This is a genomic window from Lentibacillus sp. JNUCC-1 (assembly GCF_009741735.1).
Taxonomy (GTDB): domain Bacteria; phylum Bacillota; class Bacilli; order Bacillales; family Amphibacillaceae; genus Lentibacillus_B.
Genome location: NZ_WHOH01000001.1, coordinates 493584 through 516515 on the forward strand (window position 1 = coordinate 493584; position 22932 = coordinate 516515).

The 22932-nt window shown below is 44.1% G+C and carries 19 protein-coding genes, 1 pseudogene and 2 riboswitches; of the genes and pseudogenes, 3 read left to right on the forward strand and 17 right to left on the reverse strand.

From position 1 onward, the window contains the following. Positions 1-12 precede the first annotated feature (12 nt). From JNUCC1_RS02385 to JNUCC1_RS02445, 13 genes are all read right to left on the reverse strand, one after another. Positions 13-1332, reverse strand: a complete 1320-nt coding sequence (locus JNUCC1_RS02385; RefSeq protein ID WP_156643828.1) for an amidohydrolase — start codon at positions 1330-1332, stop codon at positions 13-15. Then, positions 1325-2509: a M20 metallopeptidase family protein gene (locus JNUCC1_RS02390; protein ID WP_231746950.1), complete on the reverse strand. Its 1185-nt coding sequence runs from the start codon at positions 2507-2509 to the stop codon at positions 1325-1327. Before JNUCC1_RS02390 ends, JNUCC1_RS02385 begins: the two co-directional genes overlap by 8 nt. A gap of 959 nt (positions 2510-3468) precedes the next feature. After that, positions 3469-4194 carry an amino acid ABC transporter ATP-binding protein gene (locus tag JNUCC1_RS02395; RefSeq protein WP_331713569.1) on the reverse strand — a complete coding sequence of 242 codons (726 nt, stop codon included), beginning with the start codon at positions 4192-4194 and terminating at the stop codon, positions 3469-3471. A 15-nt stretch (positions 4195-4209) separates the two neighbouring features. Then, positions 4210-4965, reverse strand: a complete 756-nt coding sequence (locus JNUCC1_RS02400; protein WP_156643829.1) for an amino acid ABC transporter permease — start codon at positions 4963-4965, stop codon at positions 4210-4212. Between the two features lie 15 nt (positions 4966-4980). Further along, positions 4981-5814, reverse strand: a complete 834-nt coding sequence (locus JNUCC1_RS02405) for a transporter substrate-binding domain-containing protein (RefSeq protein ID WP_156643830.1) — start codon at positions 5812-5814, stop codon at positions 4981-4983. Between the two features lie 139 nt (positions 5815-5953). Beyond that, positions 5954-6137, reverse strand: a riboswitch (Lysine riboswitch). 100 nt (positions 6138-6237) lie between these two features. After that, on the reverse strand, positions 6238-7497 hold the full coding sequence (locus JNUCC1_RS02410; protein WP_156643831.1) for a cytochrome P450: 1260 nt from the start codon (positions 7495-7497) through the stop codon (positions 6238-6240). 158 nt (positions 7498-7655) lie between these two features. Beyond that, entirely contained in the window at positions 7656-8969 is a 1314-nt protein-coding gene (locus JNUCC1_RS02415) for an efflux RND transporter periplasmic adaptor subunit (RefSeq protein WP_156643832.1), read from the reverse strand. Next, positions 8966-9676: a hypothetical protein gene (locus JNUCC1_RS02420; protein WP_231746951.1), complete on the reverse strand. Its 711-nt coding sequence runs from the start codon at positions 9674-9676 to the stop codon at positions 8966-8968. Before JNUCC1_RS02420 ends, JNUCC1_RS02415 begins: the two co-directional genes overlap by 4 nt. 149 nt (positions 9677-9825) lie before the next feature. Then, on the reverse strand, positions 9826-10005 hold the full coding sequence (locus JNUCC1_RS02425) for a XapX domain-containing protein (protein WP_156643833.1): 180 nt from the start codon (positions 10003-10005) through the stop codon (positions 9826-9828). Positions 10006-10015: 10 nt separating this feature from the next. After that, entirely contained in the window at positions 10016-10174 is a 159-nt protein-coding gene (locus JNUCC1_RS02430) for a XapX domain-containing protein (protein ID WP_156643834.1), read from the reverse strand. A 936-nt stretch (positions 10175-11110) separates the two neighbouring features. Continuing rightward, positions 11111-11269 (reverse strand): hypothetical protein, encoded by a 159-nt coding sequence (locus tag JNUCC1_RS02435; RefSeq protein WP_156643835.1) that lies wholly within the window; start codon positions 11267-11269, stop codon positions 11111-11113. A gap of 56 nt (positions 11270-11325) precedes the next feature. Further along, complete coding sequence (locus tag JNUCC1_RS02440; RefSeq protein WP_156643836.1) at positions 11326-11928, reverse strand: TetR/AcrR family transcriptional regulator; 603 nt, start codon at positions 11926-11928, stop codon at positions 11326-11328. 141 nt (positions 11929-12069) lie between these two features. After that, complete coding sequence (locus JNUCC1_RS02445) at positions 12070-12969, reverse strand: YegS/Rv2252/BmrU family lipid kinase (protein WP_331713570.1); 900 nt, start codon at positions 12967-12969, stop codon at positions 12070-12072. Between the two features lie 168 nt (positions 12970-13137). Here JNUCC1_RS02445 and JNUCC1_RS02450 point away from each other — a divergent pair, with 168 nt between their 5' ends. Both JNUCC1_RS02450 and JNUCC1_RS02455 read left to right on the forward strand, forming a co-directional pair. Beyond that, complete coding sequence (locus JNUCC1_RS02450) at positions 13138-14325, forward strand: amino acid deaminase/aldolase (protein WP_156643837.1); 1188 nt, start codon at positions 13138-13140, stop codon at positions 14323-14325. Continuing rightward, positions 14313-15632, forward strand: a complete 1320-nt coding sequence (locus tag JNUCC1_RS02455; protein ID WP_156643838.1) for a D-arabinono-1,4-lactone oxidase — start codon at positions 14313-14315, stop codon at positions 15630-15632. The genes JNUCC1_RS02450 and JNUCC1_RS02455 overlap by 13 nt, the downstream gene beginning before the upstream one ends. 107 nt (positions 15633-15739) lie before the next feature. On the opposite strand, the gene JNUCC1_RS02460 is transcribed toward JNUCC1_RS02455, so the two are convergent. The 4 genes and pseudogenes from JNUCC1_RS02460 to JNUCC1_RS02475 form a co-directional block, all read right to left on the reverse strand. Further along, on the reverse strand, positions 15740-17215 hold the full coding sequence (locus JNUCC1_RS02460; RefSeq protein ID WP_156643839.1) for an adenosylcobinamide amidohydrolase: 1476 nt from the start codon (positions 17213-17215) through the stop codon (positions 15740-15742). A 1-nt stretch (position 17216) separates the two neighbouring features. Continuing rightward, positions 17217-18277, reverse strand: a pseudogene (locus JNUCC1_RS02465) (FecCD family ABC transporter permease). After that, positions 18240-19235, reverse strand: coding sequence for an ABC transporter substrate-binding protein (locus tag JNUCC1_RS02470; RefSeq protein WP_331713571.1), 996 nt, complete (start codon positions 19233-19235; stop codon positions 18240-18242). Before JNUCC1_RS02470 ends, JNUCC1_RS02465 begins: the two are co-directional and overlap by 38 nt. A 760-nt stretch (positions 19236-19995) precedes the next feature. Next, positions 19996-20192, reverse strand: a riboswitch (cobalamin riboswitch). 82 nt (positions 20193-20274) lie between these two features. Next, positions 20275-21870 carry a glutathione ABC transporter substrate-binding protein gene (locus tag JNUCC1_RS02475; RefSeq protein ID WP_156643840.1) on the reverse strand — a complete coding sequence of 532 codons (1596 nt, stop codon included), beginning with the start codon at positions 21868-21870 and terminating at the stop codon, positions 20275-20277. A 179-nt stretch (positions 21871-22049) separates the two neighbouring features. Here JNUCC1_RS02475 and JNUCC1_RS02480 point away from each other — a divergent pair, with 179 nt between their 5' ends. Beyond that, on the forward strand, positions 22050-22928 hold the full coding sequence (locus JNUCC1_RS02480) for an ATP-binding protein (RefSeq protein WP_156643841.1): 879 nt from the start codon (positions 22050-22052) through the stop codon (positions 22926-22928). Positions 22929-22932 lie beyond the last annotated feature (4 nt).

Sequence of the window (22932 nt, forward strand, 5' to 3'; positions counted from 1 at the left end):
GTGATCCCTCTCCTATTCAATTAAATGACTGCCAAACTCGTTGAGATAAGCAATCATACTTACAAATGCGGCAACTGCTGTCGTCATCGCGTGTTCCTCAAAATCAAAAGCTGGGTGGTGATGTCCAGCGGGAAGCGGGCTCGGAAACAGCATAAATGTTGCCTTACCGCCCTGTTGCTGCACAGCTTCCATCATGTATGTCACGTCTTCCGAGGCTCCGAGTTCTCCATGCTCCCAAACATCTGTAACAACAGACGTCTCTTTTAAAGCTTCTGGAATGATTGTTTTCCATACAGGGTCACACTTCCCATTCAATGCTCTCCCCATCATATTGATGTGTGTTTCAACACCATGTAAATCACCTGAGGCTTTAAGAATACGTTTGGCTTCAGTTTGCATATAATCATCGAGCACCGTTGTTTCTCCGCGTGTTTCCAAAGCGATATGGGCTGTGTCAGCGATTGCATTACGGCCAGATCCGGCCTTCATAGTGCCAACATTTACGCGTGTTGCCCCGTCTTTATGACGTGGAATGGCATGCAAGTGCAAAGCGGCAGTCGCTGCGGCGAGAAGAGCATTGTTCCCGGCATTCGGCTCAAGCCCAGAATGAGCTGACTTGCCTTTAAAATGCACATCCAGTTTTGAACTTGCCAGGAACCTTTCAGTCGTGGCAGCGACTGTACCTGCAGGGGCTTCCATAATCCCAAGATGCCCACTCAAAAAAAAGTCGACACCCTCAAGCCATCCTTTTTCGACCATTGCTTTGGCACCTTTTCCGCCTTCTTCTGCTGGCTGGAATAATAAAGTATAAGTACCGGTTAATTGGGTTTTGAATCTGTTAATAAACGCTGCCACAGCAAGACCAATTGAAGTGTGACCATCATGCCCACAAGCATGCATTGCTCCATGATTTTGAGAGCAAAACCCGTGTTTGACAGGGATATGATCATCAGAATCTGTTTCAATAATCGGCAAGGCATCAATATCAAAACGAAGCGCAATATGAGGCCCTGGCCGGCCGGTATCCAGCTTTGCAACACAGCCCGTGTGCCCGCCTGACATATGATCGAGCATCTCTACTGGAACACCCGCCTTTGCAGCTTCTTGTTCAGCTGACTCGAGGGTCTCCTGATCAGGCACAGCGTATCGACTGTCAGAATCAAGCGCATCTCGTCCGTAGTAAACTGTAAAAGCTGTATTGTTCAATTGGTTGACAATGTGCCATGTGGTCACATATTCCGTAAAACCCACTTCTGGGATTGTGTGCAGCATACGTCGGTTTTCAATCAATTCATCCGTTATACCTTCAATAAATTCATTGATATCAATCATAATGACCATCCTTTAAATCTTTCAGAATATCTAAAGCGAGTTGTCTCATCAAGGTAACACCTTTTTCAAGCGCTGCCTCGTCTAGCATAAATCCGGGGTCGTGAAGCGGCTTTTGTCCTTCTCCAATTGAGGTTCCAAGCCAGTAATAGACACCTGGATATCGTTCCAAAAACCTTCCGAAGTCTTCCCCCCCTAAGCTGGGGCTTACTTCAGGAACCTGTTGGGCACCGAATTCCCGCGCAGCTGTTTGTTTTACACGCCTAGCCCACCGCTCAGTATTAACTGTAGCCGGATACCCGTCATAGTATATGATGTTCGCCTCGGCTTGCATTGAACTGGCCACACCCTGGACAACTTCATGGAACCTGTGTTTAATAATGTGTTTCATAGCATCAGATTGTGTCCGGATCGTTCCCTCCATCACAACTTCATCGGCTATTACATTGTACCGGTAGCCGCCTTCCATTTTTCCGACTGTAATAACGGCTGGATCAAATGGATTGGCATTTCGACTGACAATGGTCTGCAGCGCGGTGAATATCTGATTTGCAGCAGCCAACGCATCAACTGTGTCATGCGGCATTGAGGCATGACCGCCAGACCCGCGCACTGTAATTTGGAAGCGGTCGGAGTTGCCCATAATCGGTCCTGGCACAACACCGATCTGGCCAGCTGGAAGTGACGGCCACACATGCTGTGCCACCAATACATCAGGTTGATGTTCGGCAAAAACGCCGTCTTCCAGCATTTGCGCTGCTCCGCCTGTTGGTGAATCTTCTTCAGCCGGTTGAAAAATCAACAAAACTTTTCCGGCAATGTTGTGCCGTTCTGCCATCAAAAGCCGACCTGTTCCCAGCAGCATTGCTGTATGAGCATCATGACCACAGGCATGCATAACACCGTCAATGGTTGAGCGAAAGGCTTCATCAGTTTTCTCTGTAATTGGGAGAGCGTCAATATCGGCTCTCAATCCCACTGTCGGCCCGGGTTGATCGCCTTCAATGATGCCAAGTACCCCTGTTCCAGCAAAACCAGTTTGATAGGGGATACCGTATTCAGCGAGTTTCTCTTGTATTTTGCGTGATGTTTCATATTCCTCACCAGACAATTCCGGATAGCGGTGTAAATCCCTTCTGAACGCTATAACATCTTTCATGATGTTCATCATATTTGTCATTCATCTCTCTCCTTGCACAGACTATTCCGTATTTTCATTAGGGAAAATGTCCATATATGTTCCGTTAATCCATAATAGCGCTTACAAACACATTTGTCCAGATGTTTTATGAAATTTTTTGATAAAACACACAAACATCCCATCAATCCTCCAAACAGAAAACATTATCTCTTGCAAGGACAAAATTTCCCTAGACAGCGAACTAACTAAGCATATTTTGACTGTCACTAAGCCCCTTCATATGTTTAAATGAGTACCGTGATTTCCGCTGCGGGAAGCCGCTTTAACTTTACAACAGCTCAAGTGCGACATCTGTTCAATAAACCCACTTTCACAGTGTCTTCTTTGCCAAGGGGCCTGCAGGACGCAGATCGTTCGATGTTGGCGCAGGACGCGCTGGTTTAAATCGAACATCCCCTAACGCCTCCTTGCCCCTGCAATGGGGTATGTCGACGTTGTCCGAAAAGGACGGTCCCAGTCACCCCTCCTTAATGTCCTCGCTGTGGGATCTTCGGACTCGTGCTGTTCCCGCAGGAATCACTTCCCCCCGCTCCAATCACTTTATTTAATTCAGTGGCTTGGACGGTTCTACTCCTATAAGAGTTTGAGAATAACCTCCCAAACCAAGCTCGGGGGAAACACGGAGACTCCAGTGGGAGAACAAGCCTCGATGAGACCCCGGAGGTCGCTATAGGGGAAGGAAGGCTAAAACCGCGACGTCCTGTCGCAACACCTTCATGACCCACATCCTGTGGCCCCGAGGCTCAGCAGCGCCCGCGGAAAGCGCAGTGTTTCCCCGAGCGATTGCTAGAAGCAGTCATTCCAAGTTTTCTCTAGTTACAGTTTGTCTTGTGTTTTCATTAAAACTTTCCGTCAAAGCAAGGGGTTATTGGGTTATGAATACATTTAAAAACACGGAGCTTCAAGGTTATTGAAGTCTCCGTGTTTTGATTTTGTTTTTATTTGCCTAAGAAGGCTTTTGTTCGTTCTTCTACAGGATTTTCAAAAATCTGGTCTGCGGGTCCTTGTTCTGCGATGACACCCTGATCCATAAACACAATCCTGTCGGAAACGTCTCTGGCGAAGGCCATTTCGTGTGTCACGATTAACATCGTTAGTCCGGATTCAGCAAGTTGTTTCATCACTGTCAGCACTTCGCCGACCATTTCGGGATCAAGTGCTGAGGTTGGTTCATCAAATAGAAGCACATCTGGCTCCATAGCCAATGCTCTTGCAATGGCTACCCTTTGTTTCTGTCCCCCGGAAAGCTGCTTTGGCTTGGCATGGATAAACTCACCCATTCCTACATGATGCAAAAATTTCATCGCAACTTCTTCAGCTTCTTGTTTGGTGCGCTTGAGAACTTTTCTCTGACCGACAACACAATTCCCTAAGACGTTGTGATTGTTAAATAAATTAAATTGTTGAAAGACCATGCCGACGTTTTTACGGTAAGTGCCAAGGTCATTAGCGCCTGCGAGTATATTTTGACCCTTATAGATAATATCTCCGCCTGTTGGCCGCTCCAGCAGATTGACACAGCGGAGCAAGGTTGATTTCCCTGATCCGGAAGAACCTATGATGGAAATGACTTCACCCTTATGAACGGAGAAATCAATATCTTTAAGTACTTCATGATGCCCAAATGATTTTCTTAAATGTTGTATTTCTATAAGTGGTTGCACAATGTATGACTCCTTCTAAGATTGCCCTTCAATTTGAGGTGTGTTGACCTGCATTTGATTCCCGGCCATGTTGTAGTTGTCAGGTCCATCGAGTTTCTTTTCGATCAGACGGAGCAACCGGGTCACTGCAAATGTCATGACAAAATATATGGCACAGGCAATCAGAAATGACTCGAAGTATTTAAAGTTATTCCCAGCAATTGTTTTCGTTTGAAAATAAAGCTCAGTAACGGAAATAACGTTCAAGACAGAAGTATCTTTAATATTGATCACAAACTCATTGCTTGTTGCAGGCAGTATATTCCGCATAACTTGAGGCAAGACCACATGCATCATCGTCTGTATATGGTTCATGCCCACAGCTTGAGCAGCTTCAAATTGCCCTTTGTCGATTGAAACAATGCCGCCCCGGACAATTTCTGACATATACGCACCTGTGTTAATTGAAACAATGAAAATCGCGGCATACAACCGGTCCATGTCGATCCCCAGTGCCATCGCGGACCCATAATAAATGACCATTGCCTGCACAATCATTGGTGTTCCGCGGAAGATTTCGATATAGGTGGAAAACGCAGCTCCCAGCATTTTGTGCAAGATACGCTTAAAAGCATTTCCCGGTGTCGGAACTGTACGGAAAACCCCGATCAACAGACCGATAACAGCGCCGACAGTCGTTCCAATCATTGAGATTAATAGTGTAACACCAGCACCTCGTAAAAACATGGGCCAGTTGTCTGTGATAATTTGGATGACTGATTCAAAACTCATAAATAATGCTCCTTGCTACTGTGCCGATGGCTGATTTTCGATCGCTTTGTCCATAATCTCTGTTTGTTCATCCAATGATATGGTTTCGAGTACTTCGTTGATGTCGCTAGTCAATTCGCTGTCTTTACGAAGGCCGACTGCAATTGCCGTGTCTTCTTCAGATGTGGAAAATCCATCTGTGAATTCTACCATGGCGAAGTTATCATTAGCATTGGCTGCACTCACAGCTTCGGGACGCTCTGTAACATAGCCATCAATAACTCCAGACTCCAATGCAACGCGCATCGCAGGGAAGTTGTCCATTGCAGGTTGCTTATCAACGCCTTCGATCTGGGCAATGACCGAGTAATGGAATGTGTTCAGCTGGCCCGTAATCTTAGCTCCGGAAAAATCGTCAAGAGAATCCGCTCCCTCATACGCACCACCTTTTTTCACAACCATAACCAGGTCTGACTGATAATACACATCAGAAAAATCAATGGATTCTTTGCGTTCTTCAGTAGGGGACATTCCCGCAATAATGGCATCAATTTTTTTAGATGTTAATGCTGGTACGAGTCCATCCCATTCCGTTTTAACGATAACAAGCTCTTTGCCAAGACCGTCCGCAATCCGCTTAGCTATTTCAACATCGTAGCCCCCAGCATATTCTGAATTCCCGTCAATCTTAACAGCACCATTGGAATCGTCCATTTGTGTCCAATTAAACGGCGGATAGCCTGCTTCAAGTCCCACTGTAAATGTATCGTCTTCTGTTTTCTGCTCGCCCGATGCCTCTTCTGCCCCACATCCAGCTAAAATTGCGCCTAAGATCAAGACTGCCAATAATCCAACCAACTTGTTTCTCATAAATGTTTCTCCTCCCATTTTTTATAATTGACCCACACCTTGCAGTTCGACAAGCTTGATAAAAATAAAAAAATGCGACCCGAGATGAACTCGGGTCGCATTTTTTTATAGAATGCCCGTCATTCCTCTTCTTTTCTCAAAATGAGATAGCTCAACTCGGTAAACCGGACGTTTACCAAGACAGTCCTGTAACTATGAATTACAGACCCAGCAAGATAATAGTGAGGCTATTATCTGCTTCGGCGATATTTCCTGATCATGCAGCATCGTTGCTTCCTCAAGCTCCACTGCCGATCGTTAAACATCGCGCCTCTACCCCACCTGCTAAAAGTGAGGTCTTATTAAATTATGCTTCACATTATATCGACCCCTGCCTGCATTGTCAAGGGCATTTAAGATTTTTTGTTAGCACTTAGAAATCACCTAGTGTTTTCCTGCTGTCACATTTTTAATCAAAAAGCCACTTTTGGGGAGGCTTGGAAGCCGGTTCATACTGTAGTTAAGATTTTGAGGCGGGACGGTGTAGCTCATTTCTCTTGTAAGCATTTTAATACTGGTTTTCATGATATCAATCGTGAGCCATTCTCCTGGGCAACGATGATTTTTATAATAATCGCCCCCGCCTTGTGGGATAAAATCGAACGGGCTCTTATCCCAAGACTTAAATCGTTCTGGTTTAAAATCATTTGGGTTCTCCCAGAGATCCGGGTCATGATTGGTTCCATAAAGATCCAGCAATGCCAGTGTATCCTTTTTAAATACGTAGCCCTGCCAAGTGAAATCTTTTTTCACACGAGCCGCAGCTACAGGGAAAAATGGATAAAATCTGCGGACCTCCTGAACAAACCATTGTATACGTGTATCATCATCCAATTGAGTGGCTTCGGCAGGATATTCATGCAATGCAAGTGCACTGAAGGCAATATAGACCGAAACTGCTACGATTGGACGTAAAATATTGACCAGTTCAACAGCTGCAATTGCTTTAGGCATATATTGTCCATTCGGCTCTTTATGCCAGGCAATTGTATGCAGCGCTCTTCCTTCTTCTGCCTGAAGATTGCCTTTTCTTACAGCCCCAATCAGCTCAGCACACCATGCTTCTACGTCTTTTCGGGCTTTTCTGCCTTCAAAATGTCTGAGGCCAACTGCCCCGCCCGCATCAAATAAAGCGTTGAGCTGTTTAGCGCGTTTGGGCACTTCTGATTCCTTTAAGGGAACGCCTGCCCATTCACAGGCCGCACGTGTTAGTAAAATATTAGCTTCCTTATACAAATGAACTGATGGCTTGTTTTCCCACTTGGTTAAAGCTTCCTGCCAATGCTTTTCAACAATGCTCTGCATCTCAGCCAAACGCTTTTCAGTCATTAAATCCATAAACAATTTCTTGCGGTTTCTATGTGGTTCACCATCAAGCGTTTGAACACCTTTTTCGCCAAATAATGTTTTTTGAACACGTTTGGGGGCGGCACCTGAACGTTTGAATTTATCAGTATCGTAAAATACTTCAGCTGCTTCTTTTCCTCCCATACAAATTGCATTCTGACCGCCAAGCACACGTGTTGCAAAAATGTTCGAGTTAAATTTTTCACGTCTTGTTGAAATATACGTATAACCTTCTTTCAACAATCCTAATGTATGATCTGCACCATGATCGACTGGCATCTCTACTCTGTAAACCATTCGAATACCTCCTGTTCAACGTAAATACATCCGTCTTGTGTTACCTTTAGATTGTTCCTCTTTAACTGCTATCTTAAACAATTTGCCGAACAAACAAAAACCATGCCAGAGCTCATTCAGAGTCCCGACATGGTTTGATCAGTAATGACAATATATACTTAGCGTGACAATAATCCTGTTACAATGTATTCCTTCCAATTAACCTGCTCTGCAGCATTCGACCACTGAACGCGTTTTGCCTTGAATGGGGTGACGAACACTGAGTCCGGGTAAAATGAAGTACTTTCCTCCACGGCTACCCAATTTCCATTCTCTACATCGCCGGTTATCTGCACAAGCTCATTCATTTCAAGCCCACGATCAACGATTTCCGGTTTTAGAGTGCCTGTCGTTGTCATCACCCAAATACTTTCACCCTGCAGCCAATTCTTATTAGCTACAAGGGTATCCAACGCCTCATTTAGCGTAATATACAGTTGTGCATGATAGCCTGGCAGTAATTCCTGTTCTTTCTCTTCTGTCGTTTCAAGTTCATCCTGGCCTGTTTCGGTTTCACCATGTTGTTCGGTTTTATCATATTCTTCAGTATCGCCTTCGTTCTCATCCGTTTCTTCTGTTTCAAAATTAACAGTAAATGGATAGCGGCTCTCTTCCTCCAGGGCTACCGCAGCAGGATCCTTTGATAATTCTAAAAAGCTTCCATCAAGAACCTTTTGCTGTTCAGTCACATGTACCTCTACATCCATATCGGCCTCAACCATGGCCCGTTCTTCTTCTGTAAGTATCCCTTTCGTCAGCAAACCTTCTCCACCAATCGTCAGCAACGGATTATCCAAGGCGACTGAGCGATTAATAATGCGACCATTATATGGGCTCATTACGGTTACCTCAGCTTCCTGAGCATTAACGGCGGACATTTCAGCTTCCACAGCACCCAGCTTAGCCTGGAGCTGTCCAAGCTCTTTTTCCTGTTCAGCAATAAATTGAGCTTTTAGCATATCTGCTTCTGCTGACCCTTGTGGGACCTCCATGGCGCCTGTTTCATCCGGAAACATGATGGAGAGCGTTTCAGAATTAACCGGGGCACTTTCGATTGTCCTCAAGGCTGTTTCAACAGAACTGATTTCCTCTCTCAATTGCTGCACCTTTTGTTCAAGGGCACGCCGCGTTTCGGCGAAGTTGCGCACTTCATATGTGTAAAGGGGATCACCTTGCTGGATCTGACTACCTTCTTCAACAAGGAATTCACCAAAACGGCCTGATCGTTCATCAAAATACATATGGTATTCAGCGGCATAGTCCAGTACACCGTCTTTTTTCAGATGCTCAAAAAGGTCTGTTTGAAATAATTCATCCCATTCAGATACATAAGACAGTCTGTCAATTTTACCCTCATCATCAAACATAACAAGACATATGTTGAGAATTACAAACAAACCAGCCACGACACTGATCCATCTTTTTCGGTTCATCCAAACCACCCGCCTAATACGATATGATCAACTGATGCGAGCAAAGCAGCCCATGCCCACTCAAAGATATGTAATAAAATAAGACTCGTCCAAATCCAGCGTAGCTTTAAAACACCAAAACGCTTCAGAAACTTAGCCTGAAACCAGATAATCAAAATCTGAAAAAGACTGATGGCGCCAAAAAAGTAAATCAGCCATGACTGGGAGGTGATGTAAGCCATAAGTGGTCCAAATGACATTGGCGAGACATACCAGTCAAGCCCGGCATAGACTGCAAGTGGAATCCAAATGAGCCGTTCAACCAGCAGCAGAAGAAGAACAGCCTGTTGCATGTAGACAAGTTTTTTATACGGAATTCCAGTTAAATAATAGAATAATAGAGATGGCACAAACAAAATGAGAGCGGCGAGTAACAGCCCAAATCCGGCACGCCCGATCACAAACCAAAATTTAGCGGCCTCATATTCCTCGGGTGTATACATCAAAGCCTTTTCTGATAACAAGTTTGTACCCATACCAAGCCAAGCCATCCAAATGTAAACCCCCATAGCAGCCACGAACAGCCAGGCAGTTGTTTTCCATATATTTGACATTTTTTCAGCTTGTTTTACCCGAAATAAATGATCATCCATTCTGAATAACAGTTTAATAACATTTCCCCGATAAGTCATAAGTGTCTTCCTCTCTGTTACATGCGTATCGAGCATATAAGGTTCTTCTATCTAAAGGATAACCTGTTTTTATACATTTTTCCAACGAAATTTAAAGTATTTGTCACATTTAGGCCAAAAGAATGAGTTCACTAACAAAAAGATGTCGGCGTTCTTTAGAAAGTGACTGCCGACACCTTTATCGTTTAATTCGTATTCGACACTTTTCTGCGTTTATATGCCTTTACTAGGATAAACCCGACAAAGACCCCGACGACCCCGGTAACCCCCGGTAAATTCGGTGGCGCAGGAATTGGCAATTTCAATAATGAAAACACGACCCCAAGCAAAAAACCGGCCAAAAGTGACTTCAGTATGAGTTTCATAAAGTTCCTCCTAAGAAATAACTGTGCTAATAAGTGCATATCCCAAGAAAACACCAACAATCCCCATCACACCCGCAAGATTTGGCGGAGCAGGAATCGGCAGATCAAATACTGAAAAAACAACACCAAGTAAAATTCCAGCAATAAAAGAAAAAATAATCGTCATCATTACCCTTGCACACCTTTTCATTTTCAAAATCAAGCCAGTAAATTTCTTAATTTGCAACAATTCCGTAATGAAAAGTAGACACAAACTGCGAACCAGAGAAAATTTGAAATGACTGCTTCTGGCAGGCAACTAACCACCATAATGAGAGTATCGTGATTTCCGCTGCGGGAAGTCGCTTTAACTTTATAACAGCTCAAGTGCGACATCTGTTCAAGAAGTGCACTTTCACAGTGTCTTCTAGCCGCGGGCACGGCCTTAGCCTCCTTGCCCCGGCAAGGGGTATGTCGACGTTGCCCGCAAAGGGCGGTTTTAGTCGACCCTCCCTAATGTAACGCTGTGGGGTCTTCGGACTCGTGCTGTTCCCGCAGGAGTCGACTTCCCTCCGCTCCAATCACTTTATGTTTTTCAGTGACTTGGACGGTTCTGCTCAAGAAATCAAATATGAACGTGAACACTGTTTGAGTTGTTCCACTAATAGGTATTATATCTAATTTAGTCGTAATCTGGGCTTACAGGGTTTGTATTTACTTATGGTTTTTCTATCTCTATATGCCTTTTCACGCTTAAATCCGTTCTACCTACGAAGGCGAGAAGTAAGATCAACAGCTCGGGGGAAACACGGAGACTCCTGCGGGATGCAAAGCCTCGATGAGACCCCGGAGGTCGTCAGACCGAGGAGGCTCAGCAGCGCCCGCGGAAAGCGCAGTGTTTCCCCCGAGCGGCTGCATGGGGCAGTCATAAGTTAGTTCGCAGTTTACTTATACTGTGACTTAGTATATTTTGTGGGAAACGACATAAACTGAATTGTTATTTGCTTCACATGTATAGTTCTATCATACGTGATCTGTTCAATTTTTCCTACCAATTTATGTAAGAAATTTTGATCTAAAAAACGTCCACCTGGAATCAGGCGGACGTTTTAACTTCAACTGTGTTTTACCGTGAAAATTGGCGTACATTTTCGCAATAAAGGATGAAGTTACGCTTTTGTTGTTGAGCTTCTTTTTGTTGAACGTGGTAAGCTTCAATGCCAGACTTGCCATCGTTCAAATATTTGCGCTCTCTTCTGAACATGTTTTTAATTTTATTAGCCATGTGTAATCACTCCTTTTTTAAAATGACTGGTCAGTTTATTGTGGTGGCAGTTCTTCCTAAGTGAGTAATGCCATCATTGTCTTTTCCATTTTTAAGATTCGTTCTTCTATTTTCTCTTCGGCATACCCGATAATCTTATGCAGCCATAGACCATCATGCAGTTCCCAAAAAGTGGCCGCTGCTTTCTCTGGATCAATGTCTGCTTTGATCTCTCCTTGTTTCTGCCCAGCGATAATAATGTCCTTGACCTTTTCAAAATTAAAATCGAAACGGTCTTTCAACACATGCTGGACCTCAGGAGAGTCAGTCGAATATAGCCAGAATTCAATGTGCACACGCATCAGTTTCTTTTTGGTCGGATCGTATGGTATATCTGATTTGATCCAGTATCTCAATTGTTCAAGCGGGCTGGAGATTTCTTTGAGTTTAGCGTCCATCACCGCGTGTGCCTTCTGTGTTTCATGCTGCAGTATACTGATAAAGATGTCTTCTTTGCCACTGAAATAGTTGTAAATCGAACCCTTACTCATGTTGGAGTATTGAACAATGTCATCCACTTTCGATGCATAATAGCCTTTTTGTGAAAAACACTCCAATGCAGCTTGCAGAATTTTAACGCGTCTTTCTTCTTTTGCTTCATCTGAAATACGTGGAGCCATCCCCTTGCACCTGCCTTGAATCTTAAACTGACCAATGAGTCTATATAAATTGTATTCGATTTTGACACAATTTACAACCGTTATGCTTGAGAACTTGTGACGATTGTTTGTCAAACCGTTTCATTTGGTGAAACAACCGGGTTATAAGGGCTCTGAAACACCTATCATGCGAAAATGACCGGGCAAAATAGATATCTCTGCAGGTGTCATTTGATAAATTTCTCCATCCATATCCACTTCTTGTTTAGGTTTGGCTTTGATGGCCAAATCTTTTACCCGAAAGTGTTCAATTTGCTGAAAAGCGCTTTTATCCATATCGGGATTTTTCATAGCCATGAACTCCCGAAAAGAACCCAGATTGGAATTCTTCACAATAAGAACCTCAAGCATTCCGTCATCAGCCTCTAATGTTGGGATTGGCAGTTCTCTGGTCCCGATAAAACGACCGTTCAACACGAAAATCAATACCGCATCCCCTTTATATGTCTCTTCTTCAGTTTCAAGTTCATAAGTAAAGTTATTGGCATTTCCAATAGATTTAATCGTACTCAACAAATAACTGAGCACACCCAGATTCTGCTTTTGGGAAACGTCTATATTCTTTGAGGTTTCAGTCACCAAACCCACACCCCAAAAATTAAGGAAATAATCGGTACCTGAGACACCTACATCAATTGGTTTTTCGATTCCATTCACAATGGTTTGAGCAGCAGTCTGCAGATTCTGAGGTATGCCCAGTGTCCGTGTGAAATCATTCGAGGTCCCGCCCGGTAAGATTCCAATGACAGGTCTGTGCTCCAACTTAGCCAAAACATTAATACACACGTGCACTGTGCCATCCCCTCCAAGTATAAGCAACAGCTCTATATCAGAATCCAGGTTCTGGCAAACGTCTTCTGTTTCTTCTTGAGATAATGTTTGAACAACATTTAGCGATCGAATTGCCTGACTGAGGATTGGTAGTGTCTGAGCCAGTTTTTGCTGCAAATTGTTTCCCCCAGCCACGCCGTTATAAATCAACACTGCTTTATTATATCGCACCTTCACGTCACTTCCCTTCCAAACAACGCGTCTTTACAATCTATACCCAACTTAATGCCTTACTAAAAGCGATCTGCTCTTGGTCACAATAAACTGACATCTTTCATTATGATCTGTGAGCATTTTGCAGTATACTTAAAATATACTAACTTTATAAGGAGCGTCATTATGCGTACTTATGAATATTACAAAGAAGCTTTGACGTCAGTCGACAAACCGTGTGCTTTTTTGGATAGCGAATTATTTCACCGGAACATTGAATCCATTGCAGAAAGGGCTCAAGGTAAACAAATTCGAATTGCCAGCAAATCAGTCCGTTCGATCGATGCACTCAGATTTATTTTTAACGTTTCAGATGTTTTTAGAGGCGTGTTATGTTTCCACCCTGATGAAGCTCTTTACTTAAATGACAACGGATTTGATGATTTGTTAATCGCCTATCCTGCAGTGAACCATTCATCTTTAAAACAGATTGCTGAGCGTGTGAAACAAAACCAAACCATTACGCTCATGATCGATAGTGTTACACATATAGAGATTTTGGAACAAATTGCTAAAGAAACTGACAGTCATTTTCTTGTTTGTTTGGATATCGATTTATCTAGCTCGTATCCCGGGCTTCATTTCGGTGTGCACCGTTCCCCTGTCAAAACCCGGGAACATGCCATAGCACTTATAAATCGCATTCATAACTCTAAACATGTCCGCCTTGATGGCATAATGGGGTATGAGGCACAGATTGCCGGCGTAACAGACAACAATCCGAAACAAAAAACTAAAAATGCTGTCATACGACTGCTTAAAAGAAGCTCAACAAAAGAATTGGTCAACAAACGTGAACAGATTGTGAAGGACATTGAGAACAAAGGTATAGACCTGCGATTTGTGAATGGTGGTGGAACAGGCAGTCTGCATCAGACCGCAATCGAAGAAGCTGTCAGTGAAGTAACAGTAGGCTCTGGTTTCTTCAATCCGCATCTGTTCGATGACTATATCGATCACAGAAATGATCCTGCAATGGGGTTTGCACTTGAAATTACACGCCAGCCTAAAAAAGATATTTACACATGTGCAGGGGGTGGCTACATTGCCTCTGGTGCTGTGGGAGAGGACCGATTGCCGCGTGTGTACTTACCAGAAGGTGCGAATCTCACCTCAAATGAAGGAGCAGGTGAGGTTCAGACACCGGTTGTTTATCAAGGCGAGATTGACTTGCAAATCGGTGATCCTGTTTTTTTACGACACAGTAAAGCAGGCGAACTGTGTGAGCACTTCCATCTGATCCATGTCATAAAGGATGGAAGCGTCATTGACACGTATCGAACTTACAGGGGGGATGCCAAATGTTTTCTATGACAACAAATGATACAGAATGGAAAAATTGGGCAGGAACCGTTTATAATCAGCCCGGAGCAATCATGAAACCAAGTTCCACTGAAGAGGTGATACGAATCGTGAAAGAGTGCCAGGAAAGTGGCAGGTCTATGCGTGTTATTGGGGCGGGCCACTCTTTCACACCGCTTGCAGCTACCAGTGATGTGCTGCTTTCGCTCGAACATTTATCAGGAATTGAGAAAATCGATCATCAAAATAGGCGTGTCACCATTTGGGGCGGGACACGGCTGAATGATCTTGGTCCACTTTTGTTTGAAGAAGGATATGCCATGGAGAACCTTGGTGATATCAATGCCCAGGCAATTGCAGGAGCCATTAGCACGGGGACCCACGGGACTGGGCAGGCATTTGGCAGTTTATCCACCCAAGTTACAAGTCTCACGATCATCACCGCCTCAGGGGATCTTCTTCATATTTCACGCGAAGAGAATGAGGAATACTTTGAAGCCGCACGTTTGTCGCTGGGCATGCTTGGAGTGATCATTAAGCTGGAACTTCAGGTTGTAAAAGCCTATCGCCTTGAAGCAACAAGTCTCCGAATGCCGCTTACAGATTGCCTGAGCAACCTGAAGCAGCTGAATGACTCAAACCGGAATTTTGAATTTTATTGGTTCCCACACACAAAAACTGTTCAAGGAAAAATGATGAACATCACAGCAAACACACCAAAACCCCCTCGTGGGCGCAATAAATTTGCAGACATCATCGTTGAAAACGGCGCTTTTTGGGTGCTGTCGGAACTGTGCCGCACCTTGCCTGCTTTATCCAAATCGGCCAGTCTGCTCTCGGCTCAAGCGGTACCTACCGGAAAGAGCAGCGGATACAGCCATGACATGTATGCCACACCCCGCTTGGTTAAATTCACTGAAATGGAATATAGCGTTCCACAAGCTTGGCTTCCAGATGTTTTGGAGGATATTCAGCACATCATTAAAAAGTACAATTTTGACGTGCATTTCCCGATTGAGTGCCGTTATGTTAAGGCAGATCACATTTGGTTGAGTCCGGCATACAATCGAGATTCAGCTTACGTCGCAGTCCATATGTACAAAGGAATGCCGTTTCAACCTTACTTTGACGCGCTGGAAGAGGTCTTTAGACATTATGAAGGACGGCCTCATTGGGGCAAAATGCACACCATGACCTATGAGGAACTTAATACAGCTTATCCTCAGCTGCAAAATTTCCTGGACCTGAGACAAGAACTGGATCCTAACGGTCTGTTTTTAAACAGCTATTTACAGAAATTATTCGGTATTAAAAAGTAGAGGTCGGAACAATTCAATTTTGAAAGCGCTAAACCACATTGTTGCTCAAAAAACGAACACCTCCACGCACTTAAATGGGGGTGTTCCGTTTTTTGCTGATTAGCATTTTATATGCCACCGTTATTTCTTTTTTGGTAGCTGTCGAGCGCTTTAAGGGTACAAGTATATACGCCTTTGGCAATGAGGATTCCAAGTGGCGTAATTGGACCAGCAAACTGCAATACATCCCCTTGCTGGGTTGCTGCGATTAAAAAACTGTCTGTTGCGGTACCTGTAGCGGAAGTCCCGCTGTAAGGATCTGTAATGCTTAACCTCTGCAGGGCTTTTGTTTTGGCTTCTGTTGCTGTAACAATCGCTTGAATAAATGCTTCATCAAGAACATAACCATTCACAAACACCCATGTATTTATGGTGCCAGGCCTTGTGATCTCAGCATGCTGTTCTCCCCTGGTAACGTCCAGTGCTGTTCCAGAACCTGCTGTTACAACGACATAAATTGAGAATCCATCCCCCTCCAAAAACACCTCAGCCGCATCTTCCAGGTTCACCGCAGTCATCATACCTGCTGTATCATTGGGATCGAGCCCTTTGTGAGCGATAAATTCCTCCATTTCCGCTTTATGATCAGTACAATCATAATTGGCTGGCACACGGCGATTGATGAAATTTTTGTACCATCCCATACCCGCACCAATCACACTTGAAGACATGGTCTTAAGAGGGGTTTCACTAGTGAGAAGCATCATATCATCTTCACGCTCCAACCGACGAGCGTCTACCCTTTCCGTTTCAATTTGATCTGGCAGCAGTTCGGGGACAAGCATAATTTGAGGCTTAGGAACTTTAGGATGTGGGTTTTTTTCAATAGTCGTTTCATAAACGCGTTCAAGACGCTCTTTTTTTAATACTTCATCCGGCGTATCACAAACGTAATCATACCCTTTTTCCAGTAAAAGAAGCCGATCGCAATATAAACCAGCCAAATTCAGATCATGGAAAATAGCAATAACCGTGAGCTCTTTTTCTTTTGTCCAGCGTTTCAGCAAGTCAAGTAAATCTTTTTGATAGGCAAGATCCAGGTGATTGGTTGGCTCATCCAGAAGCAATATACTTGGATTTTGAGCGAGAGCCTGGGCAAGATAAACGCGCTGTCGTTCCCCACCTGATAGTTGATCAAGTTTGGCATCCTGATAAACTGAGATCCCTGTCTGCTGCATGACTTCCTGGACAATTTGTTCGTCTTCCGCCGTAAAAGAACCAAAAAGTCCTTTTTGATGGGCATAGCGGCCAAGTGAAACTGTTTCATAGACCGTATAGCTAAAGGTTTGTGAACTGTGCTGCGGGAGCACAGCCATCAAACGGGCAAGTTCTTTCGCGGAATAGTCTTCAAGTGCCTTTCCCGCTGCATGAATCGTACCTGATTGCACAGGGAGCAAAGCGCTCATCAGCTTGGCAAGCGTTGTTTTGCCACTGCCATTCGGGCCAATAATACCAAAGAACTCTTGAGACTTTATTTCAAATGTAATATCTTTTACAACTGGTTCGCTCCCGTAACCACCTGAAACGTGCTTCATTTCGATCATTTTACCCACTTCTTTCAAACCGCCGCTTCATTAATATTACGGCAAAAATCGGTGCACCGATGAGTGCTGTGATGACTCCGATCGGCAACACAGCCGGTGCAATAATAATCCGTGAAACCAAATCGGCCAATATTAAAAATGCTGCACCTGCCAGGACCGACAATGGCAGCAAATGCTTATGGTCCGGTCCCCATAAGATTCGAATAAAATGGGGAATAACAAGCCCGACAAATCCGATGGTACCTGATACCGCGACAGCTGCTCCTGTAAGCAGTGAACCGGCAATCAGCACATTTAATTTCTTTCGTTCAACATGGACACCCAAATGTTTGGCGCGGTCTTCACCAAATGACATAGCATTCAATTCTTTGGCGTGCATGAGCAGAATCAAGGCCCCCACTATAAAAAATGGCAGGATAATCCATACATACTCCCAGCCTCGCATGGATACACTTCCGAGCAGCCAACCAATAATTTGCCGCAATTCTTCGCCGGTAAGTGCGATCATAAGAGAAATCAGTGCCCCAAGAAAAGAACTGAAGATGACCCCAGTCAAAATAATCGTTTCCACTCGCATCGTCCGGTCTACTTGCCTGGCAAAAAACAAAACTGTAAAAATCGTTATGAATGATGCAATAATAGCTACAACAGGCAACGTATACAACCCTATAAAAGGCAAGCTTAGATTAAAAAACAAAGTGAGAACAGCACCAACACTCGCCCCCGATGAGACCCCAATGGTATATGGATCGGCAAGCGGATTACGGAGCAGTCCCTGAAATGCTGCCCCTGCAATAGCAAGAGCAGCACCAACAAGACCGGCAAGGACGACCCGGGGAACCTGATGTTCATTACGATGTTATCATGCATAACATTAACCCCTGGGTCGAGTGCTACATGGAAAACATGTGCATATATAATTTTCACAACAGACATTGCCGGGATATGAACCGTTCCGATGGAGATACCCATCAGAATGGCTGCTGTTAAAATCCCTATAAGCAACGGATAAGCAATAAACCGCTTAGTCTTTGAAAACGTCAGGATAGATAGATTCACCAAGAATTTTCGCCCCTTCAACCAACCGTGGTCCCGGGCGGCTGACAAGATCTGTATTCACATCGTAAATCGCATCGTTTTGTACAGCAGTTACATCGTCCCAACCGTCGCGTCCTTTCACTTCGGCAATCGGTTCTTCAACATAATCGCCATATGTGGTGATAATCACGTCTGGATTAAGGGCGATGATCGCTTCTTGATCGAGCATAACCCAGCCTTCTTCTTCTCCTGCAGCATTATCAGCGTTGATCACATCAAGAAGTTCGCTGTAAAATGTTCCTTTTCCACCCGTATAAATTTCAGGTGATGGTGAAGTTTCAATAAAGACGCTTTTGCGATCTTCTTCTTCAATTTGCTCAGCTTTTTCTTTCAAAGTATCTAGCTCTTCTTGCATATTAATGACAATTTTATTGGCCTCTTCAGCCTGGCCTGTAGCTTGTCCAATCGTTTTAATGTTTTCATAGACCTCTTCAAAATTTTCTCCTGTTGGCATCACAAGTACTGTTATACCGGAATCTCTCAGTTGTTTAACAGCCTCTTCAGGATTGCCGACTTCGGCGAGGACCAAATCAGGGTCAAGAGCAAGAATGGCTTCTATATTCAATTCCATGCCACCGACTTTTTCTTTTTCAGCGACAGCTTCAGGGTAATTGTCATGGTCTGAAACCCCAACAATTTCTTCATCAAGTCCCAAAGCAAATGCGATTTCAGTGTTACTTGGAATCAGTGATACAATACGTTCCGGCTCTGCTTCAACCGTCACTTCTTCTCCTGAGGCATCTTCTATCGTAAACGGAAACGCTGCCTCTTCTTCATCATTGCCATTATCTTCTGTTTGCTCCGTATTATTTTGATCTGCAGCATTATTGTTCGCATTTTGCTGATTATCATCCGAACCACAACCAGCCATTAAACCAACCATAACAAGTAACGATAATAAAAATAAATGTAACTTCTTCACACTAAATCCTCCTTAAATATAAAAACCTTTTCTAAACAATCATTGCCCCACAACTGAAAATCTCCCACGAATAATCGACACAAACTGCGAACTAGCGAAAACTCTCCCCTAAACGCTTTTTTAAGGCTTTCTGGCTAACGCCGCTGGAATATACTCGCTTTCCAGGGGCACGGCCTCAGCCTCCTTGCCCCGGCAAGGGGTATGTCGACGTTGCCCGCAAAGGGCGGTTTTAGTCGACCCTCTTTAATGTGCCTCTGCGGGGTCTTCGGGCTCGTGCTGTTCCCCTAGGAGTCTCGCATATTCCAGCGGCTTAGCAAGAGGTAGTAATCTCTTTCCAATGTGGTAAAGAGAGGGATTATTCTACTATAAGCTCGGGGAAAACACGGAGACTCCTGTGGGAGCAAAAGCCTCGATGAGACCCCACAGCGCGCATTTGGGGAAGGAAGGCTAAGAACGCGACGTCCTGTCGTAACGCCTTCATGACCCACGTCCCGTGGCCCGAGGCTCATCAGCGCCCACTGGACGCGGAGTGTTTTCCCTGAGCGGTTGCCAGTGACAGTCATAAAATCTGCCTAGTTAGTTTGCAATTTATAGGTATTTTGGTTTTGTGCATGGCAATATTTTAAGTACAAATAAAAACACCTTCTGCGTTTGGGCAGAAGGGGTGATGGGACATGGCGTGGATATCGTTTGCCATGTGACGGTTTGATCTATGTAGGATCATACCGAATAGATTACACCTCCCTATCCTCGTAGGCACTCTTGGCGTACAGATCCGGGCAGGTTTCCTGGCTCATGGTATCATCAGCATGCGCCTTCCCATGTTTTAACACAGTGGCTAGTGCTGCTGAATAACCAATTACAGTGGCGGGACCGCGTTGGCTTCTCACCAACTTCCCTATTATCGTTCGTTCATCCAAAAGAGATAAACAACGCACCCTATCTGAACTATTCAATTTCATAAATGAGTATACTACAACTCAGCTGGATGAGAAAGAAAACACCCCCGAAATAAGTAATATTCGGGGGTATCCTTTATTTATTCGATATAAGCGTCCTTGATTTCATAATATCCTAGAGCATCGATCCCGAAGTCTTTAAGCGAATCACTCACACCAAGTAAATATTCTTTGTGAGTAAGATATACCATTGGTGACAGTTCGATCAGTTTTTCTTGGGCTTGTGAGTACAGTTCTTTACGTTTATCAGAATCTGTTTCACGTCTCGCCTCGGCTAACAATTCATCTATTTCTTCATTTTGCAAGAATGTACGGTTGCCCGGACCGCCTAATGAATCGGAGTGGAACAGTGGATAAAGCCCATAATCCGCATCCATCGTTCCGACAACCCAGCCGAGCACAAACATATCATGCTCGCCGTTTGCTGTTCGTTCTAAATAAGCGCCCCATTCCAGTTCTTCAATCTGAACCTCAATTCCAATTTCTTTCAGTTGAGATTGGACCGTTATGGCCGTATCTACACGTTGCTCATTGTCGTTTGTCCAGATCGTCGTTTTGAATCCATCTTCATAACCAGCTTCTGCAAGGAGTTCTTTCGCCTTTTCAAGATCATAATCAAAACCATCCAATGAGTCATCATAACCGAATACATTTGGCGGTAGCGGCCCTTTTGCAGGAATACCTACCCCATTGTAGACACCTTCAATGATCGACTCTTTGTTAATCGCCATAGAAACAGCCTTTCGTACCTTCACATCGTCGAATGGTTCTTTTTGAACGTTAAAACCGATATATGACAACGATACACTTGGTTCTTGCAGCAAATGTACGCCTTCCGTGTTTTCCATACGGGAAACATTGTTCGGACCAATGGCATCTGCTACATCTGCTTCCCCTGTATCAAGCTGAGCCAGGCGTGTGCTTTGTTCTGAAACAACTTGGAATGTAGCTGTGTCAAGTTTAGCAGGCTCTCCCCAATAATCTCCATTTTTGGTGATCACCACTTTGTCTCCCGGTACCCATTCTTTAAATTTGAAAGGTCCTGTTCCGGCAGGGTGCTTGTTAATATAGGCGTCTACATCCCCGCCTTCTTCCATTTGAGCATAATCTTTTTCAATGACTTCTGGACTCATAATTGCTGTGCCTATATGTGAAAGGTTGGCAAGTAGCGGTGCATAAGGGTATTCAAGGTTAATGCGAACGGTATAGTCATCTTTTACTTCAACACTTTCCACTGCTTTTAAGAGGAAAGCGCGCGGTGAGCCAATTTCATCATCCATCAAGCGGTCGAATGTCTTTTTAACTGCCTCTGCGTTAAATTCGGCGCCATCGTGGAATTTAATGTCTTCTTTCAAGTGAAAATCCCATGTAGTGTCATCCACTTCTTCCCAGTCTTTCGCCAGACCCGGCTGAATTTCCTGGTTGTCGTCCATGGTTGTTAGCGTTTCATAAAGATTGACGGCCACATTACCAGAGGGGATGTCGTTAGATCCTTGAGTGGACAGCGAAACAACATCTGCGCCGATAGAGATAACGAGATCGCCACCTTCTCCTTTTTCATTGGATGATGTGCTGTCTTCTGCGGTGTCAGGTTCTCCGTCGCCGGCACATGCGCTCAGAATTAATCCAAGCACCGCCAGGAGACTAATGAACCATACATGTCTGCGTGACTTCATAGGTGTTAATTCCTCCATTTCAAAATTGTATGACTATTTATGTATTAAATAACCATGTTTCATACCATAAAACATCATGCAATAAAAATCAAATTGTTTGCTGAATTGTAAGGAATACCTAGTGCTTTCAATTCAGCTATGAAACACGTTAGAATAGCTTTGAAAGGAGATACACTTCTATGTCCATAAAAGAACAATTACCAGAAACCATCCAAACATTATTAAAAGATTATCATCAAACAAAGAGCGATGCCTATCATGAATTGATTCGGGAAGAGGGCTACGTTCCTCCCAAGGAAAATATGCTGACTGATGCTATTATCGCGCTTTCTATGGGTAAAAATATATTGTTGAAAGGTCCTACCGGTTCTGGTAAGACACGGTTTGCTGATACACTGAGTCACCTATTCAATCAGCCGATGTTCAGCATCAATGCTTCAGTGGACCTTGATGCTGAGAGCCTACTCGGTTTTAAAACACTTGCCTATGAAGGGGATAAGCAAGTAATTGAATTTGTTCCGGGTCCGGTGACCAACGCCATGAAACACGGAACTTTCCTCTATATTGATGAGGTCAACATGGCGAGACCTGAAACCTTGCCGCTGATTAACGGGGTTCTGGATTATCGCCGTACAATCACCAACCCCTTCACACAAGAGATTATTACTGCTGAAAATGGATTCGGGGTCATTGCTGCGATTAACGAAGGCTATGTAGGGACCGTCCCACTGAACGAGGCACTCAAAAATCGCTTTATTGTCATTGACATTCCATATTTACAAGGAGAAGACTTAAAGCAGTTAATTAAGAGTGAAAGCCGTCTGAATGATGACCGGCTGATCAACCACTTTGTGACACTGTCCAGTGATTTGATCAAAGCCGTATCACAAGGCCAGCTCGCCGAAGATGCAGCCTCAATCCGAGCGTTATTAGATGCGTGCGATCTCTCGTCCCATATTGCACCACGACGGGCTATCCAAAGAGCTATTACGGATAAATTGGAAGAGTCTCGTGAACGGCAGCTTGTTGAAAATATCGCCCAAACGCTGTTCAGTTAGGAGT